General features: G+C 65.0%; 16 protein-coding genes. 4 read left to right on the top strand and 12 right to left on the bottom strand.

All coding sequences use genetic code 11. From position 1 onward, the window contains the following. Window positions 1-3: 3 nt before the first annotated feature. Both AC1RQP_RS21155 and AC1RQP_RS21150 read right to left on the bottom strand, forming a co-directional pair. Window positions 4-495, bottom strand: coding sequence for a tripartite tricarboxylate transporter TctB family protein (locus tag AC1RQP_RS21155; protein ID WP_239622367.1), 492 nt, complete (start codon window positions 493-495; stop codon window positions 4-6). A 183-nt stretch (window positions 496-678) separates the two neighbouring features. After that, complete coding sequence (locus AC1RQP_RS21150; protein ID WP_061878642.1) at window positions 679-1,671, bottom strand: tripartite tricarboxylate transporter substrate binding protein; 993 nt, start codon at window positions 1,669-1,671, stop codon at window positions 679-681. Window positions 1,672-1,888: 217 nt separating this feature from the next. Between AC1RQP_RS21150 and AC1RQP_RS21145 the strand changes: the two genes are divergently transcribed. Beyond that, window positions 1,889-2,368: an SRPBCC family protein gene (locus AC1RQP_RS21145; protein WP_492938367.1), complete on the top strand. Its 480-nt coding sequence runs from the start codon at window positions 1,889-1,891 to the stop codon at window positions 2,366-2,368. Between the two features lies 1 nt (window position 2,369). Here the strand turns inward: AC1RQP_RS21145 and AC1RQP_RS21140 are convergent, their stop codons facing one another. From AC1RQP_RS21140 to AC1RQP_RS21095, 10 genes are all read right to left on the bottom strand, one after another. Continuing rightward, window positions 2,370-3,149, bottom strand: a complete 780-nt coding sequence (locus AC1RQP_RS21140) for a DUF3298 and DUF4163 domain-containing protein (protein ID WP_492938366.1) — start codon at window positions 3,147-3,149, stop codon at window positions 2,370-2,372. A gap of 22 nt (window positions 3,150-3,171) precedes the next feature. Continuing rightward, on the bottom strand, window positions 3,172-3,462 hold the full coding sequence (locus AC1RQP_RS21135) for a nucleotidyltransferase family protein (RefSeq protein ID WP_492938365.1): 291 nt from the start codon (window positions 3,460-3,462) through the stop codon (window positions 3,172-3,174). Window positions 3,463-3,498: 36 nt separating this feature from the next. Continuing rightward, window positions 3,499-5,655 (bottom strand): methylmalonyl-CoA mutase, encoded by a 2,157-nt coding sequence (scpA, locus tag AC1RQP_RS21130; RefSeq protein ID WP_492938364.1) that lies wholly within the window; start codon window positions 5,653-5,655, stop codon window positions 3,499-3,501. A 23-nt stretch (window positions 5,656-5,678) separates the two neighbouring features. Then, on the bottom strand, window positions 5,679-6,143 hold the full coding sequence (locus AC1RQP_RS21125) for a GFA family protein (RefSeq protein WP_492938363.1): 465 nt from the start codon (window positions 6,141-6,143) through the stop codon (window positions 5,679-5,681). After that, a complete protein-coding gene (locus tag AC1RQP_RS21120; RefSeq protein WP_492938362.1) occupies window positions 6,140-8,011 on the bottom strand; it encodes a methylmalonyl-CoA mutase family protein in 1,872 nt (623 codons plus the stop codon). Before AC1RQP_RS21120 ends, AC1RQP_RS21125 begins: the two co-directional genes overlap by 4 nt. A gap of 81 nt (window positions 8,012-8,092) precedes the next feature. After that, window positions 8,093-8,584 (bottom strand): 2-amino-4-hydroxy-6-hydroxymethyldihydropteridine diphosphokinase, encoded by a 492-nt coding sequence (folK, locus tag AC1RQP_RS21115; RefSeq protein WP_239622375.1) that lies wholly within the window; start codon window positions 8,582-8,584, stop codon window positions 8,093-8,095. A gap of 1 nt (window position 8,585) precedes the next feature. Continuing rightward, window positions 8,586-8,954, bottom strand: a complete 369-nt coding sequence (folB, locus tag AC1RQP_RS21110; RefSeq protein WP_028176687.1) for a dihydroneopterin aldolase — start codon at window positions 8,952-8,954, stop codon at window positions 8,586-8,588. Further along, complete coding sequence (gene folP, locus AC1RQP_RS21105) at window positions 8,951-9,811, bottom strand: dihydropteroate synthase (RefSeq protein ID WP_492938361.1); 861 nt, start codon at window positions 9,809-9,811, stop codon at window positions 8,951-8,953. Before folP ends, folB begins: the two co-directional genes overlap by 4 nt. Before the next feature lie 237 nt (window positions 9,812-10,048). Next, the gene (locus AC1RQP_RS21100) at window positions 10,049-10,456 is read right to left on the bottom strand and encodes a DUF4332 domain-containing protein (RefSeq protein ID WP_028176685.1); all 408 of its coding nucleotides are present in this window, start codon (window positions 10,454-10,456) and stop codon (window positions 10,049-10,051) included. 25 nt (window positions 10,457-10,481) lie between these two features. Then, on the bottom strand, window positions 10,482-10,847 hold the full coding sequence (locus tag AC1RQP_RS21095) for a DUF2267 domain-containing protein (RefSeq protein WP_239622377.1): 366 nt from the start codon (window positions 10,845-10,847) through the stop codon (window positions 10,482-10,484). A 346-nt stretch (window positions 10,848-11,193) separates the two neighbouring features. Here AC1RQP_RS21095 and AC1RQP_RS21090 point away from each other — a divergent pair, with 346 nt between their 5' ends. The 3 genes from AC1RQP_RS21090 to AC1RQP_RS21080 all read left to right on the top strand — a co-directional run bounded on the left by AC1RQP_RS21090 (window position 11,194) and on the right by AC1RQP_RS21080 (window position 15,726). After that, entirely contained in the window at window positions 11,194-12,822 is a 1,629-nt protein-coding gene (locus tag AC1RQP_RS21090) for a helicase HerA-like domain-containing protein (RefSeq protein ID WP_492938360.1), read from the top strand. Window positions 12,823-12,978: 156 nt separating this feature from the next. Beyond that, complete coding sequence (locus tag AC1RQP_RS21085) at window positions 12,979-14,307, top strand: glycosyltransferase family 87 protein (protein WP_239622379.1); 1,329 nt, start codon at window positions 12,979-12,981, stop codon at window positions 14,305-14,307. Between the two features lie 24 nt (window positions 14,308-14,331). Then, a complete protein-coding gene (locus tag AC1RQP_RS21080; protein WP_492938359.1) occupies window positions 14,332-15,726 on the top strand; it encodes a M20/M25/M40 family metallo-hydrolase in 1,395 nt (464 codons plus the stop codon). The last annotated feature ends 201 nt before the right edge of the window (window positions 15,727-15,927 follow it).

The raw sequence follows: 15,927 nt of genomic DNA, 5'->3' as shown, positions 1-15,927 counted from the left end.
GGATTACCAGGGCGCCGGCAACAGGCCGGCGGGCAGCGGCACGCGGAGCAGCTTGCCGAAGATGAGGTGGATGGCGAAGGGCGAGAGCGCCGCGAGCGGCAGGGCCAGCTTCCACCTGGCCCCGAGCGCGGTCGAGGTGACGTAGACCATGATCGCCGCGGTGATGATGAAACCGAGCCGGTCGGCCGCCGCGACATAGAACAGCAGCAACGCCGGTGGCAGCAGCGCGCGCAGGCCGTAGAGCTTGCCCTGCGGTGGCGGGGCAGCTGCCTGGCCGTCCTCCAGCGGGACCAGCGCTTCCTCCTCCTCGAAGGAACGGCCGATGCCGAACACGATCGCGAGCCCGCATAGTGCAAGGCCGCAGCCGATCACCAGCGGGAACACGTTGGGGCCGACCGGCTGGCCCGGCACCGGCGGCAGGATCCAGCCGCCATAGGCAGCTGCTGCGCCGAGCACGACGAGAAACGATCCCGTCACGGAGTCGGGAAGACGCATGGGTGGGGTCCTGTGGAGTTTCTTCTCCCTCTCCCCATTCTTACGGGAGAAGGTTGGGGTGAGGGGACTTTCCGCGCGCGTGGTGAGAGTTGGACTCGCGAAGATTCTCCCTCACCCGAATTCGAGCGGAGCTCGAATTCGACCTCTCCCCGCATCCGCCGTCGCGCGGGGAGAGGCGAAACATCACGCCTTGCTCAGGCCTGCCGCCTTCATGGCTTCGCCCATCTGGGCGTCGCCCTTGTCCATGAAGCTGGCGAAGTGAGCGGCATCGCCCCACACGGTGCCAAAGCCGCGATTGCTCATGAAGTCCTTGTACTCGGCGGAATCGTAAACCTTCTTCAGTGCCGCGGTGAGCTTCGTTGCGATCTCCGGCGGAAGGTTCTTTGGCCCGGCAATGCCGCGCCAGGCGCCCGTCGCGTAGTCGATGCCCATCGCCTCCTTCAGCGTCGGCACGTCCTTGAAGATCGGGTTGCGGGCCGGCGCCATGATGGCGAGGCTCCTGGCCTTGCCCGCCTCGATGATGGCGCGCGCCTCGGGCACCGAGCAGGTGGTGAGGTCGAGGCCGCCGGCGGCGAGATCCTGCATCGCCGGCGCCGCACCGTTCGAGGGCACCCACGCGACCTGATTGGCAGGCAGGCCCATGGCCTGCATCCAGCCGACCAGGGCCAGATGCCAGATGCCGCCCTGGCCGGTGCCGGAGGCCTTGAACTTGCCGGGAGGCGCCGCCTTGATCGCATCGGCGAGTTCCTTGACCGTCTTGTAGGGCGAGGAGGAGGAGACCTGGATGCCCGGAGGGTCCTCGTTCATCAGCGCCAGCGGGGTGTAGCTCTTCGGCGTCAGCTCGGTCAGGCCCTGCCAGTGCATCATCGAGATTTCGACCGTGAGCATGCCGATGGTGTAGCCGTCGGGCTGGGCAGTCGCGATCGCGCTGTGGCCGACCACGCCGGAGCCGCCAGTGCGGTTGACCACGTTGAAGGGCTGGCCGAGGTCCTTCTCCAGCAGCGCCGCAACGATGCGCGCCGTCGCGTCGGTGCCACCGCCGGCGCCCCAGGGCACGATCACGGTGACCGGCCGGGCCGGATAGGCTTGTGCGAGCGCGGGCTTGAAGCCGAAGGCGGCGGATGCGGCGACTGCGGCGGTTGAGGCCGCAAAGGTGCGGCGCGTAATCTTGGACATGAATCCTCCCAGCGGCGCCCGTGACGCCGGGCGCTCTTGTCAATGCCGGCATTCTAGTCGGCTTTGCGGAGCCGCCGCAAGATAGCGCTACCAACGAGATTGTCGCGTTGTGCGTCAAAGCTGGATGGCTATCGGATGGGCAGTCGGAAACCGGGTGGGTTTTGCCCGCGCGAGCAGCCAACCTCAGCGCGTAACGGAAACCGAAGGCAAGCCACCGATGACCCGAGCCTATTACAGCGCCGTGCTGGACCACCCGCTGGACGAAGTCTGGTCGCTGATCCGCGACTTCAACAACTATCCCGCCTATATCGACGGGGTGAGCGAGAGCGTGATCGAAGACGACAAGCGCGGCGATGAAGTCGGCGCCATCAGGCGCTTCTGCTATCTCGGAAACTGGATCCGTCAGCGTCTGGTCGATCACTCGGACCAGAAGCACACCTTGACCTATGCCGGTCTCGACACGCTGCAATATCCGCATGATGACAGCGGCCGGTGCCCGGCGCCGGCGCGCTACCAAGGCACCATGCATCTGCGCCCGATCATCGCGGACGATCGCACCCTCATCGAATGGTCGGTCGCCCTTGAGACGGAGCCTGCGGATGCCGATCGCTGGCAGGCCCTGTTTGCCTCCTGGATTCCCGATTGGACGGATTCACTTGCGCGGGCATTGGCTCGGGGCAGCCCGCGATCCGGTTAGCTCACTGCCCGTCCGCGTCGCCCTTCGGCCGCGTGCCGCCGAAGATGCGGGTGCCCTCAGTGGTCAGGTAGGGTTTCAGCGTTTCCCACGGCACGAAAGCGACATATTCGCCTTCGGCGTAGGGGCCGACAGCATAGGGCGGGTAGTGGAAAGTCAGGCCGGAGCTTTTGCCAGCTTCGGTCGAGGGCGCGAGCGTCACCGCGCCGATCCTGAGCAGGCTCGGCTTCAGCTCCTTGAACCACTCGTCAGTCGCGGTCTCGCTGGTGCCGCGCTTTGCCTTCTCGGCCTTGAGTGAGGCGATCACGGCCGTCACCATCGCCTTCATGGTCGCCCCGTTATCGGTGGTCTCGGTGAAGAACGGGCGGATCGAGATGCGCCTGTTGTCGGCCTTGTCCCACAGGATCGTGTTCACGTCCGAGTTCGGATGCGCGCCGCGGGTGTTCATGTAGTCGTTGCGGAGGATGCTGACGTAGCGGTCGGCGACCACCGAGCGGATCTCATATTTGCGCTCGAAGTCCCAGCCTCCGTCCCTAGAGAACTGCGGATCCTCCTTGCGCGAGGCCGCGGCCTCGGCCGCATTCTTGTCGAGCCATTTCTTGCCCTCCGCCAAGCAATTCGCCGTGAGCGCGGCATTCGCCTTGATGCCGTCGTCGAGGAAAACGCGCGCCTCGATGCTCTTGGTCTTGACGACGGTGTCCGGTTTGGGCTCGGCGGCATGGGTGGAAAACACGCATGTTGCGCTCAACGCCAGGGCGACGCTCAAACCGGCGACGAATTTCAAGGATAGTGCTCCTGCGTGAGCGTCAGAGTATTTCGACAATGTCGTCAGCGCTGTGCGGCGCAAAGCGGGGGGACGTCGAGCGGCGAACGGTTGCCTGCGTTTGCAAGCCGGTCGCATCTTCGATGATGTTTTCGACATCGATCAGCTTGAGCAGTGAAAAAGACGTATCCGGTTCGATCTCGACCAGAATGTCGATGTCGCTGTTGTAATCTTCGTCGGCCCGCGAGCCAAGAATGGCAAGCCTGGATACGCCCTTGCCTTTGATGGCTTCCGCGTTCTTGCGTATGGCAGCGATGATTTCGTCACGCGTCATGGAGACACCTGGCCGGTCATGCGGCCAGTCTACCAGCTACTCCGCAGCCTCGCTATGTCCAAGACGGGCGTTGAGCTTGCGGATCAGCTCCTCGGCTGCGTCCGCGATGACCGTGCCCGGTGGGAAGATGGCCTCAGCGCCGGCGGCGTAGAGCGCGTCGTAATCCTGCGGCGGCACCACGCCGCCGACGATGATCATGATGTCGTCGCGGCCCTGCTTCTTCAGCGCGGCCTTCAATTCGGGCACGGCGGTGAGGTGGGCGGCGGCGAGCGAGGAGACGCCGAGAATGTGGACGTCGTTCTCGACCGCCTGCCGCGCGGCTTCGTCGGCGGTGGCGAACAGCGGCCCGATGTCGACGTCGAAGCCGATGTCGGCAAAGGCAGACGCAATCACCTTCTGGCCGCGATCGTGGCCGTCCTGGCCGATCTTGGCGACGAGGATGCGCGGGCGGCGGCCTTCCGCCTCCTCGAACGCGTCGATCAGCGCCTGAACCTTCTCGACCTGGTTGCCCATGCTGGACGCCTCCCGCTTGTAGACGCCGGTAATGGACTTGATCTCGGCGCGGTGCCGGCCGAATACCTTCTCCATCGCGTCCGAAATCTCGCCGACAGTCGCCTTGGCCCGCGCCGCATCGATCGCGAGCGCGAGCAGATTGCCGTTGCCTTCGCCGGCCGAGCGCGTGATCGCCGCGAGCGCGGCATCGACGTCCTTCTGGTTGCGCTCGGCTTTCAGCCGCGTCAGCTTGTCGATCTGCAAGCGGCGGACGTTGGAATTGTCGACCTTCAGGATCTCGATTCTGTCCTCGTCGGTCGGCTTGTACTTGTTGACGCCGATCACCGCCTGCTTGCCGGCGTCGATCCGCGCCTGCGTCTTGGCGGAAGCCTCCTCGATGCGCAGCTTCGGCAAGCCGGCCTCGATCGCCTTCGCCATGCCGCCGAGTTCCTCGACCTCCTGGATATGGCCCCACGCCTTGGCGGCGAGGTCACGCGTCAGCCGTTCGACGTAATACGAGCCGCCCCAGGGATCGATGATGCGGGTGGTGCCGCTCTCCTGCTGCAGGAAGAGCTGGGTGTTGCGCGCGATGCGCGCCGAAAAATCCGTCGGCAAGGCGAGCGCCTCGTCGAGCGCGTTGGTGTGCAGCGACTGGGTGTGGCCTTGGGTGGCCGCCATCGCCTCGACGGTGGTGCGCATCACGTTGTTGAAGACGTCCTGCGCGGTCAGCGACCAGCCAGAGGTCTGGCTGTGCGTGCGCAGCGAGAGCGAGCGCGGGTCCTTCGGGTTGAACGGCTTCAGCAGCTTCGCCCAAAGCAGGCGCGCTGCGCGCATCTTGGCGACTTCCATGAAGAAGTTCATGCCGATCGCCCAGAAGAACGACAGGCGCGGAGCGAAACGGTCGACGTCGAGCCCTGCGGCAAGGCCTGCGCGCAGATATTCGACGCCGTCGGCGAGCGTGTAGGCGAGCTCGAGGTCCTGCGTCGCGCCGGCCTCCTGCATGTGATAGCCGGAGATCGAGATCGAATTGTATTTCGGCATCTTCTGCGAGGTGTAGGCGAAGATGTCCGAGATGATCCGCATCGAGGGCGCCGGCGGATAGATGTAGGTGTTGCGCACCATGAACTCTTTCAGAATGTCGTTCTGAATGGTGCCCGAGAGTTTCTCCGGCGGTACGCCCTGTTCCTCGGCGGCGGCGACGTAGAGCGCGAGGATCGGCAGCACCGCGCCGTTCATGGTCATGGACACGCTCATCTGGTCGAGCGGGATCCCCGCGAACAGCGTGCGCATGTCGTAGATGGAATCGATGGCGACGCCGGCCATGCCGACGTCGCCGCCGACGCGCGGATGATCGCTGTCATAGCCGCGGTGGGTGGCGAGATCGAATGCGACCGAGAGGCCCTTCTGCCCCGCCGCGAGGTTGCGTCGGTAGAACGCGTTGGAATCCTCCGCCGTGGAGAAGCCGGCATATTGCCTGACGGTCCAGGGCTGATTGACATACATGGTCGGGTAGGGGCCGCGCAGGTACGGCGCGATGCCGGGATATGTCTCGAGGAAATCGAGCCCGGCGAGATCGGCCTCGCCATAGGCGGGCTTGACCAGGATGCCCTCGGGCGTCAGCCATGGTTCGGCGCTGCCTGACGGCGCGGCTGTGGCGGCTCGCTCGAAAGCGACATCGGCAAAATTGGGAATGCGGCTCATGGTTTCAACCATATCATAGACGCTCAATCATGGTCCGGATGCTGATGGCTGACGATGGTCGCCATCTTCTCCGGTCCGTAATTCTGCTGCGTGGTCTGGCTTGGCAGGTTGGCGATGCCGACCACCCAGCCGAGGCGGGATTCGGTGCCGAACTGGCGCGTCGGGATCACCCAGTCGGGGTGGTCGAAGGTGCCGGTCATGATCTCGATCCGGTCGCCGTCGATGCGGCCGAAGCTCAGCGGCGTGCCGCAGGCGGCGCAAAAGCCGCGCTCGGCGATGGTGGAGGAGCGGAAGAACGACGGCTTCCCCTTGGTCCAGGCGAAGTCGGTCTTGTTGATGTCGGCAAAGGAGGCGAACGGCGCGCCGGCTGCCTTCTGGCACATCCGGCAGTGGCAGATCGAGACCCTGGACGGCGCCGTCATGACGGCGAAGCGCACGGCCCCGCATTGGCAGCCGCCGGTGAGAACGGGTTTGCTGGTGCCGGTCATGGCTGCTCCATTCGTCGATAGGCGTCTTGCAGCGTCGCAAGCGCATCGCCTCCGGCGAAGACAAAACCCGTGACGCCGGCGGCCCGCAGCGCCGCCTCGGCATCAGTCGGGCGGCCCGCCAGATAGATATGTCTGCTGCCTGCCGTTTGCAGGGCCCGGGCGGCGGGTTCCGCCTGACCGGCATAGACCTTGTCGCTGGAACAGAGGCACGCAAGCTCCGCACCTGAAGCCTTGAACGCGGCTGCCAATTTGGCCGGATCGGCAAAGCCCTCGCTGTCCAGGGCCTCGATGCCGCCGGCCTCGAAGAAGCTTTTCGCGAAGGTGGCGCGCGCGGTGAAATCGGCGGGCGTGCCGAGATTGGCCAGGAACACCTTTGGCCGCGCGCCACGTGCCTTCAACGCCGCGTCGGATTTGTCGCGCAGCGCCTCGAACGGTTCCGCCAGCCGGATCGGCGGCAGCGCATCGAACTTGTATTTCTGTTCCCCGTAGGGCGGAAGCGCGATCGGCGTTGCCTTCAGCACGGTGGCTTCGCGCTCATGCAGGTTCGGAAACTCGCTGGCGCCGGTCAGCACGTCGCGGCGCTTTGCGATGTTGGCGTCGCGCGCCTTTCGCGTGGCCGCCACCTTGCTCTGGAACACGCCCTGCTGAAGTGTCGCGAAAGCACCACCGGCTTTCTCGCTTTCCTGAAACAGTGCCCAGGCGGCGTCGCAAAGCTGCGCCGTCAGCGTCTCGATGCCGCCTGCGCCTGCCGCGGGATCGCTGACCCTGGCGAGGTTGCTTTCTTCCAGCAAGAGAAGCTGCGTGTTGCGCGCCACGCGCCGCGCGAACGGATCGGGCAGGCCGAGCGCCAGCGTATGCGGCAGCACCGTGATCGCATTGGCGCCGGCGAGCCCGGCGGCGAACGTCGCCATGGTCGCGCGCAGCATGTTCACGTAAGGGTCGCGCTGCGTCAGCATGCGCCAGGCCGTGTCGGCGGCAATGAACAGCGGTTTCGGCGTCAGCCCGCAGGCCTGCTCGATGCGTGCCCACAGCAGCCGCAGCGCGCGGAATTTGGCCATGGTCAGGAACTGGTCGGCATCTGCAGCAAGCCGCGCATAGACCATGCCCTGCGCCTGCTCGAGGGGAATGCCGGCGCCTTCGATCGCGCGCAGATAAGCGACGCCGCAGGCAAGCACGAAGGCAAGCTCCTGCACCTCCGAGCCACCGGCATCATGGATCACGCGCCCGTCGGCGGGCGCAAACGGTCCCTTGAAGCCGAGCGCGGCAAGGCCCTTGATGGCGCCGGCGACGGCAGGAACGATCTCGTCCCAGGTATAGGGGCTGTGGCCCCACGCAGCGGCGGCCGCGAGCGGATCGAGGCCGAAGCGGATGTTGCAGGCTGCCGGATCGAACCCCTTGCTCTTGACATATTCCGCGACATGGATCGCGGCCATCCGCGATTGCGGGCCGATCTGAAGCTCGAGGCCGATGCCGGCGTCGAGATGAATGTCTTTCAGAACCTTTGCGACCGCATCCGCCGAAGGTTCCAGGCCGAAGCCATGGGCGCCGCTGCCGCCGGCGAACACCAGCGCGAGCCCCGTCGCGCCGTTCTCGAGGTCGGTGAGGGCCTGTGCATTCGCGAGCGCCGCGTCGGGATGGTCGATCCGCTGCACGATCTGCCACGGCGCAGCCGGCGGGCGTCCCGCCACGGGCGCAACGCCCTTGGCGCGCGGATAGAGCGGATCGATCTTGATGCCGTCATAGGTCTTGCCGACCAGCTTCTCGAACGGCGCGCCCTTCAGCACGCCGTCGACCAGCTTGCGCCAGTCCTCAGGCGTCGCCTTGGGAAAATCCGCCGCCAGCGGCAGGTCGTCAGTCACGGAGGTCATGCGGCGAGGGGCTCCCAAACGTCTCGTTGTTCTCAGGCGAAATTGCCACGGCAGACCGTCCCTGCAAACGGTTGTTTTTGGTTAACCGGTATCCGGAAGCCGCTCAATGCCTTGCGTGGAGACGCTGGCGAGGCCGTCACGCACACGAATGCCTGAGATCACGCGGTCGGGCGCGATCTCGGCCAGCGGCACCAGCACGAAGGCGCGCTCGAACAGGCGGGGATGCGGCAGCGTAAGGTCGGGCTTCTGCAAGCTGACGTCGTCATAGGCGATCATGTCGAGATCGAGCGTGCGCGGGCCCCAGCGTCGCTCCTTGGTTCGCACGCGGCCGAATTTCTGCTCGACTTTCTGCAGCACGAACAAGAGCGCGTGCGGATCGAGACCGGTCTCGATCTCGATGCAGGCGTTGATGAAGGGATCCTGGTCCTCGTCGCCCCAGGGTGGGGTGGCATAGTCCGAGGAGCGTGCGATCAGCGCGCCTTGCGCCATGCCGCAGATATGGGCGATCGCCTTGCCGAACGTCGCGCGGACATCGCCGACATTGCCGCCCAGCGCGATCAGCACGCTCGCCATCTCAGGGATGCCGCGAGCGCGTCAGCATGATGCCGACATCGTCGAAGATCGCGGCGATCGGCGCATGCGGCTTGTGCACCGTGATCTTCACGGCGCGGACGCGCGGGAAGTTCGACAGGATGGCGTCGGCCACCGCGCCGGCCGCGCGCTCCAGCAGCTTGTAATTGGTGTTCTTGAACGCCGCCGTCGTCGTCGCCACCACGTCGGCGTAGGACACCGTGTCCGCGAGCCGGTCGCTGCGCGACGGCTCGGACAGGTCGGTATAGAGTTCGAGATCGATGACGAAACGCTGGCCGACTTCGGTTTCGTGATCCATCACGCCGTGGCGGGCATGGATCGACAGGCCGGTGACGAAGATCGTATCGGTCATTGCTTGCTCTCGATTGCATGCGCCACCCGCAGGGCCTGCAGGGTTTCGCCGACGTCATGGGTCCGGATGATCTTCGCGCCGCGCTGCGCGGCGATCAGATGGGCCGCGATCGAGCCGGCGAGCCGCTCCGATGGTTCCGACGGCGACACCGAGGCGATGAAGCGCTTGCGCGAGGCGCCGACCAGGATCGGCAAGCCGAACATGTCGAGTTCGCGTAAGCGCGCCAACGCGGTCATGCTCTGCTCGGCCGTCTTGCCGAAGCCGATGCCGGGATCGAGCACGATCTTGTCGCGTACGATGCCGGCCTGCGCGGCGATATCGAGCGAGCGCCGAAAGAACGCCTGCATGTCCGCAAGGATATCGATCGCGGGATCGACGCTGTCGCGGTTGTGCATGGCGACGACGGGAACGCCTCTTGCGGCGATCAGCGGCGCCATGTCGGGATCGCGTTGCAGGCCCCAGACATCGTTGGCGATCACCGCGCCCTGGTCGAGCGCGAAGGCCACCACTTTCGCCTTCATGCTGTCGATCGAGACCGGCACGCCGAGCGCCACCACGTCGGCCAGCACCGGCTTTAATCGCGCCAATTCGTCTTCCGCGGTGACCGGCCGGGCGCCCTTGTAGGGCCGGGTGGATTCGGCGCCGATATCGATGATGTCGACGCCATCGGCGATCATCGCCCGCGCCCGCTCCAGCGCCCGCGCGGGCGCGATGAACGCGCCGCCATCGGAGAAGGAATCCGGCGTGATGTTGAGCACGCCCATCACCGCGGGAAGAGGCCGTTCCAGCAGCGTCCGCAGCGCATCAGGCCCGGCCGAGCCGGCCGGCGGGACGGAAGGGGAGAGCGAGGCGTTCATGCGGCCCGCTTTAGCGGTCGGGCAGGGGGAGTCAAGACGGGATTGGGTGGAGGAGCACCGCTCTAGCACCGTCACCCCGGCGCAACGGCGAAGCCGTTGTCGCTGGAGGTGGCCGCTTCTTAGCGGCCCTCGAAGGGCGACGGCCCGGCGCTCTCCGTGCGGATGCGGCGGTGGCCGTGCATCCTTCGAGGCTCGCCGAAGAGGCGAGCACCTCAGGATGACGGAGAGGGAAGCGGGCTAATACGTGATCTTCGGCGGCAGCTTCTTGGCCTTGGCGATGATGTCGCCGACCGACTTCTCGGAAGGCAGGATGCGGACGAGCTTCTTCTTCTCGTTGGCTTCGCGCATGCTCTGGGCAAGCCTTGCGGGATTTCGATAGGCGAGCTCGCGCACGGTGGTGACGCCGGCGGCGCGGACCAGGCCGACCTTGGCCTTGCCCATGCCTGGAATGCGCATGTAGTCGGAGACGTTGGCCCATTCCAGCAGCGATTGCTCGCTGATGCCCGTCTTGGCGGAAAGCGCCTTGCGGCCCTTCACGGTCGAGGCCGCCTCGAGCAACGCGTCGGTGGTGCGGATTCCTTGCGCCTTCAACTTGTTGGCTGCAAAGGTCGACAGGCCCTCAATCTCGGAGATTGGATATGTCATGACACTCGGTGTGAAATGCGTGGCTTCAGGCGAATTGGCTGAGGCCCGGAGTCCCAGCGATGATCTTGCCCATCTGATCCGCTCCGATTTTGTCTCGCCCGTAGCGGAAAAGTTCACGGGCGACCTTTTGAATATCGGACATGCCGAGTCCCAGGCCCATCAGGCGCGTGCCGACCGCCATCAAGCCGCCACCCATCAGCCGCGACAGGCCGCCGCCGCTCCTGGACGCCTCGATCGCAGCTTCCGCTCCTGGGATCTGGTCGATCAGGGCCTGCACGCTCTCGGAAGGACCCTCGCTGCGGAGGAAGCCCAGGATAATGCCGACGGTCTTTTCAGCGACAGCACCATCTATGCCGGCGCTTGCCGCCAGCCGTCCGATCAGCTCGTCCATAAGGCCCCTCAGCCGGTTTGCACGCCGGAGTATTGCTTTCGAAAATTGATCTTGAGCCGGTGTGATGTGAAATTCAAGCGATGAACGCACGCGCGGTCGCGATTCATCCTCGAACGCGAGAAAAGTGTTGCAGCCGTGCACGAGCCGAGATCGAATCGGCAAAAAATTGCCGCGCTGCGAATACCTCGTTCCTACTTTCGGCTGATGTTGTCCATTCGTGTCCGACAATGTCGCATGCTCGGGGCGCGTGGAACGGTTTTAATCGGTACGCGACATGCGTTAAACTACGGAACTGGTGCACTTGAGTTTCAACACGCGAAACTCGGCAGAGAGATCAGAGAGAATAATGACCGCACAGGACAGCAAGCTCGGCGATACCGACGACAAGATTTTCGTCGGCAAGGGAAACGAGCAGGCATGGCTGACGCTGGCGCTCGCCAATCGCCACGGCCTCGTCACGGGTGCAACCGGAACCGGCAAGACCGTGTCGCTGCAAGTGCTGGCGGAAGGATTTGCGCGCGCCGGTGTTCCTGTATTCGCGGCCGACATCAAGGGCGACCTGTCTGGGATCTCGGAAGTCGGCGAGGCCAAGGACTTCATCCTCAAGCGCGCGGGCGAGATAGGCCTCAAATTTCAGCCGGACCAGTTCTCGACCGTGTTCTGGGACGTGTTCGGCGAGCAGGGCCACCCCGTGCGCGCCACCGTCACCGAAATGGGGCCGTTGCTGTTGGCGCGGATGCTCGACCTGAACGACGTGCAGGAAGGCGTTCTCAATGTCGCATTCCGTGTTGCCGACGAGAATGGTCTGCCATTGTTGGATATGAAGGATCTGCGGTCGCTCTTGGATGCGATCGTTCCCGCCAGCGGCAAGAAGGCAGCGGATGCCGAGGAAGATCCATTTGCCGAGATCCGCAAGGCCGCGCAGAGCTTCGGCAATGTCAGCAAGGCGACGGTTGGAACCATTCAACGCCAGCTCCTGGTGCTGGAAAACCAGGGCGGAACGAAATTCTTCGGTGAGCCGGCACTGGAGCTGAAGGATTTCATGAAGACCGATAGCGACGGTCGCGGCATCGTCAACATTCTGGTTGCCGACAAGCTGATGGAGAGCCCCAGGCTCTACGCTACCTTCCTGTTGTGGTTGCTGTCGGAGTTGTTTGAGGAACTGCCTGAAGCCGGCGATCTGCCGAAGCCGAAGCTGGTGTTCTTTTTCGACGAGGCGCATCTGCTGTTCAACGATGCGCCGAAGGCACTGATGGACAAGATCGAGCAGGTGGTTCGTCTGATCCGTTCCAAGGGCGTCGGCGTCTATTTCGTCACGCAGAATCCGATCGATGTGCCGGACAAGGTGTTGGCCCAGTTGGGCGGTCGCGTGCAGCATGCGCTGCGCGCCTTCACGCCGCGCGACCAGAAGGCGGTCGCCGCTGCGGCGCAGACCTTCCGGCCCAACCCGAAGCTCGACACGGCCAAGGTGATCACGGAGCTCGGCAAGGGCGAGGCGCTGGTGTCCTTCCTCGAGGGCAACGGCACGCCTTCGATGGTGGAGCGGGTGATGATCCGGCCGCCGTCGGCCCGCATCGGACCGATCACGCCCGAGGAGCGCAAGGCGATCATGAGCAGGAGCCCAGTGAAGGGCAAATACGATACCGCGGTGGATCGAGAGTCCGCCAGTGAGATGCTGCAGAAGCGCGTGGCCGGCACGGCTGCGCATGCGGACGCACAAAACGGTGGAGCCGGCGCAGGCGGCGGAATCCTCGGCCAGATCGGCTCGATCGTCGGCACCATCTTCGGCACCAACGTCAAGCGAGGCCGTCTGTCGACCGGCCAGGTCATTGCGCGGGACGTGACACGATCGGTCACCAATCAGGTGATCGGCGGGATGGCCGCCAATATCGGCAAGTCGGTCGGCGGCCAGCTCGGCGGCTCGATCGGCCGCACGCTGGTCCGCGGCGCGCTCGGTGGATTGCTGCGGCGGTAGGCAGGACGCCCGACGGGAAGGCAATTCGTCCGCCGAGCTCATCGATCTGTCCCTCGATCGAGGCGGCGAACGTCGCACACATTCAGGTGAGGGGGCTCTCCAAGCCCCTGCGGGTCTGCTACGTCCTGTTTCGTCGCCGCACCGGACCCCCGCCCCGTGACCCCGCCCGCCCCCTTAGCCAAGCCTGATGCGCCGAGACGTCTGTCGCCGCGTGCGCCGCTGGATCTGCTTTTTCTGTTCTGCTGCGTCCTCCTGACGGCTGACGTGCTCGTCCCCGAGATTTTCGGCCACGGCAAGACCAAGGATTATGTGCTCTGGTACTGGGCCGGACAGCAGGTCTTGCAGGATGGGCCGCTCTATCCTGCCACGGCCCGCGACTATTTCGACTTCATCTATCCACCGCTCCCCGCGATCCTGCTGGCGATCCCGAGCTGGTTCGGCAAGATCCCGCTCTATGTCGTCCTGTCGATCTTGAATGCTGTGGCGTGGTGGTACACCGGGACGCTCTCCCAAGTCATGGCCGGCTCGCACCGCAAGCCTGGCCGCTGGCTGGAAGCGCTGCCGGTCCTGGTCACCGTGGCCTTCGTGTTCGACATGTTCGATCTGGGCCAGCCGAATCTCGTCCTGCTCGCGATGATGCTCTATGGCTTCTGGAGCCTGCGGCATCAGCGGCCGTGGCTCGCCGGCTTCTTGTTCGCGCTCGCCGCCGCCATCAAGGTGTTTCCGATCGCTGTGCTGCCCTATCTGCTCTGGCGGCGGAAGTGGGCCGCCCTCGTCAGCACGATCGCCTTCACCGGCATCCTGCTCTATGTCGTGCCGGCGCCGATCCGCGGTTTCGAGCGCAACGCGGCCGAGCTTGCGGTCTGGTATCAGGGCATGGTCGGGACGAGCTCGGAAAAGGGCTTCGGCCAGCGCGCGGAGCAGAACTGGTCATGGGTCAACCAGTCCCTCATTGCCGTCACGCATCGCCTGGTCCGTCCGATCAACTACAATCAGGATGATCGCAACAAGCCGCCGCGGACGATGAACGTCATCGACGTCGATTACAGGACGGCGAACTGGATCGTGCTGGCGCTGTCGGCACTGCTCGGGCTCGGCTTCGTCGCGATCATGCCGCGGGAGGCGCAGCGGACCGAGCGCTCGGACGCCGAGGAGCTCGGCATCCTGTTTTGCCTGATGACGGTGGCCTCGCCGCTGGCGCGGCAATACTACTTCATGTGGCTGTTCTTCCCGATGACGGTGCTGATGCATCGCGCCGCCTTCGACGCGCGGGCGCATGTGCGCCTGGGAACCTGGCTCGCCCTGGGCGCCGCGGGCATCCTCATGCTGCTGTCGCTGCCGTGGTTTCCCAAGGTCATCCAGGCCTGTGGCAACAACCTCGCTGCGACGGCCGTCCTCGCAGGGTGTCTCGCCTGGCACATCCGGCATCCGGCGGTTGCGGCTGGCCCCCAGGCCGCGGCGGCGTTAAAAGCGCAGACACCTTGAGATCCCGCAATCAGGAACACGACAATGTCCAACACGCAGCTTCAATCCGTGCTCGACCACATCGACAAGGATTTCGACAACAGCCTGGAGCGCCTGTTCTCGTTGTTGCGGATCAAGTCGATCTCGGCCGATCCGGCCTTCGCGGATGATTGCAAGGCTGCGGCCGAGCATCTTGCCAAGGACATCGCCAGCTTCGGTGTCGCGACCGAGGTGAGGTCGACCGCGGGCCATCCCGCCGTCGTCGGCAGGACCGGAGCGGGCGGGCGGCCGCACGTGCTGTTCTACGGCCATTACGACGTGCAGCCGGTCGATCCGCTCGATCTCTGGCACCGTCCGCCGTTCGAGCCCGTCGTCGCGGATCATGCCGACGGCCGCAAGATCATCGTCGCGCGAGGCGCCGAGGACGACAAGGGACAGGTGATGACCTTCGTCGAGGCCTGCCGCGCCTGGAAGAAGGTGACGGGCTCGCTGCCGGTCGACGTCACCTTCCTGATCGAAGGCGAGGAGGAGGTCGGCTCGAAGAATTTCGTGCCCTTCATCGAGGCCAACAAGCACGAGTTCAAGGCAGACTACGTGCTGGTCTGCGACACCGGCATGTGGGACTCCAATACGCCGGCGATCACGACCTCGCTGCGCGGGCTGCTGTATGAAGAGCTGAAGATCACCGCAGCCAATCGCGATTTGCATTCCGGCGTGTTCGGCGGCACCGCGATGAACCCGATCCGGGTGCTCACGAGAATACTGGGCGGCCTGTTCGACGACGACAACCGCATCACCATTCCCGGCTTCTATGATGGCGTGAAGGACACGCCGCCCGACGTCCTGGAGCAGTGGAAGAAGCTCGATTTCACCCCCGAGACCTTCCTCAAGCCGGTCGGGCTGTCGCTCCCGGCTGGCGAGAAGGGCAGGCTCCTGGTCGAGCAGGCCTCGACGCGTCCGACCTGCGACGTCAACGGCATCTGGGGCGGCTATATCGGCGAAGGCTCCAAGACCGTGATCCCGTCACATGCTTCGGCCAAGGTGTCGTTCCGCCTCGTGCAGGGCCAGGATCCTGCGAAAATCCGCAAGGCCTTCCGCGACTACGTATCGGCGCGCATTCCCGGCGACTGCAAGGTCGAGTTCGGCGACCATTCCGCCGCGCCTGCGGTCGCGCTCGACTGGACCATGAAGCCGCTCGCCGCCGCCAGCAAGGCGCTGGCCGAGGAGTGGGGCAAGCTGACCGTGCTGATGGGCTCGGGCGCCTCGATTCCAATCGTCGCCGACTTCAAGCGCACGTTGGGCCTCGACTCGCTGCTGGTGGGCTTTGGCCTCGACGACGACAATATCCACTCGCCGAACGAGAAATACGACCTGCGCAGCTTCCAGAAGGGCATCCGCTCCTGGGCCCGCATCCTCGCCGCGCTGGCGGAGGTGAAATAGGCGCGGTGCCGGAGGGTGGGCAAAGGCGCAAAGCGCCGTGCCCACGATCTCTCCTTGGATCGATAGAAGTGTCGCGCACGCTTCCGCCGTCGCTCGTCGAGCTATGGCGGACAAGTCGCTCTGCCCAGACTGCGAAACTTGCAACGACCGAACTGCGCCTCCCGTCATCCTGAGGTGCGAGCCGTGGAGCGCAACGCGCTT

It is taken from the genome of Bradyrhizobium sp. GW821-FHT13H06 (genome assembly GCF_058803975.1).
The sequence above is the reverse complement of the archived record's forward strand: the minus strand, read 5'-3'. Positions and strand labels throughout refer to the sequence as shown.

Excerpts from the sequence above, each read along its gene's own strand:
- AC1RQP_RS21150 (WP_061878642.1), bottom strand. The coding sequence starts at position 1,671 with ATGTCCAAGATTACGCGCCGCACCTTTGCGGCCTCAACCGCCGCAGTC.
- AC1RQP_RS21145 (WP_492938367.1), top strand. The coding sequence starts at position 1,889 with ATGACCCGAGCCTATTACAGCGCCGTGCTGGACCACCCGCTGGACGAA.
- AC1RQP_RS21125 (WP_492938363.1), bottom strand. The coding sequence starts at position 6,143 with ATGACCGGCACCAGCAAACCCGTTCTCACCGGCGGCTGCCAATGCGGG.
- AC1RQP_RS21080 (WP_492938359.1), top strand. The coding sequence starts at position 14,332 with ATGTCCAACACGCAGCTTCAATCCGTGCTCGACCACATCGACAAGGAT.
- folK (WP_239622375.1), bottom strand. The coding sequence starts at position 8,584 with ATGGCGAGCGTGCTGATCGCGCTGGGCGGCAATGTCGGCGATGTCCGC.
- AC1RQP_RS21135 (WP_492938365.1), bottom strand. The coding sequence starts at position 3,462 with ATGACGCGTGACGAAATCATCGCTGCCATACGCAAGAACGCGGAAGCC.
- scpA (WP_492938364.1), bottom strand. The coding sequence starts at position 5,655 with ATGAGCCGCATTCCCAATTTTGCCGATGTCGCTTTCGAGCGAGCCGCC.
- AC1RQP_RS21100 (WP_028176685.1), bottom strand. The coding sequence starts at position 10,456 with ATGACATATCCAATCTCCGAGATTGAGGGCCTGTCGACCTTTGCAGCC.
- AC1RQP_RS21095 (WP_239622377.1), bottom strand. The coding sequence starts at position 10,847 with ATGGACGAGCTGATCGGACGGCTGGCGGCAAGCGCCGGCATAGATGGT.
- folB (WP_028176687.1), bottom strand. The coding sequence starts at position 8,954 with ATGACCGATACGATCTTCGTCACCGGCCTGTCGATCCATGCCCGCCAC.
- AC1RQP_RS21090 (WP_492938360.1), top strand. The coding sequence starts at position 11,194 with ATGACCGCACAGGACAGCAAGCTCGGCGATACCGACGACAAGATTTTC.
- AC1RQP_RS21155 (WP_239622367.1), bottom strand. The coding sequence starts at position 495 with ATGCGTCTTCCCGACTCCGTGACGGGATCGTTTCTCGTCGTGCTCGGC.
- AC1RQP_RS21120 (WP_492938362.1), bottom strand. The coding sequence starts at position 8,011 with ATGACCTCCGTGACTGACGACCTGCCGCTGGCGGCGGATTTTCCCAAG.
- folP (WP_492938361.1), bottom strand. The coding sequence starts at position 9,811 with ATGAACGCCTCGCTCTCCCCTTCCGTCCCGCCGGCCGGCTCGGCCGGG.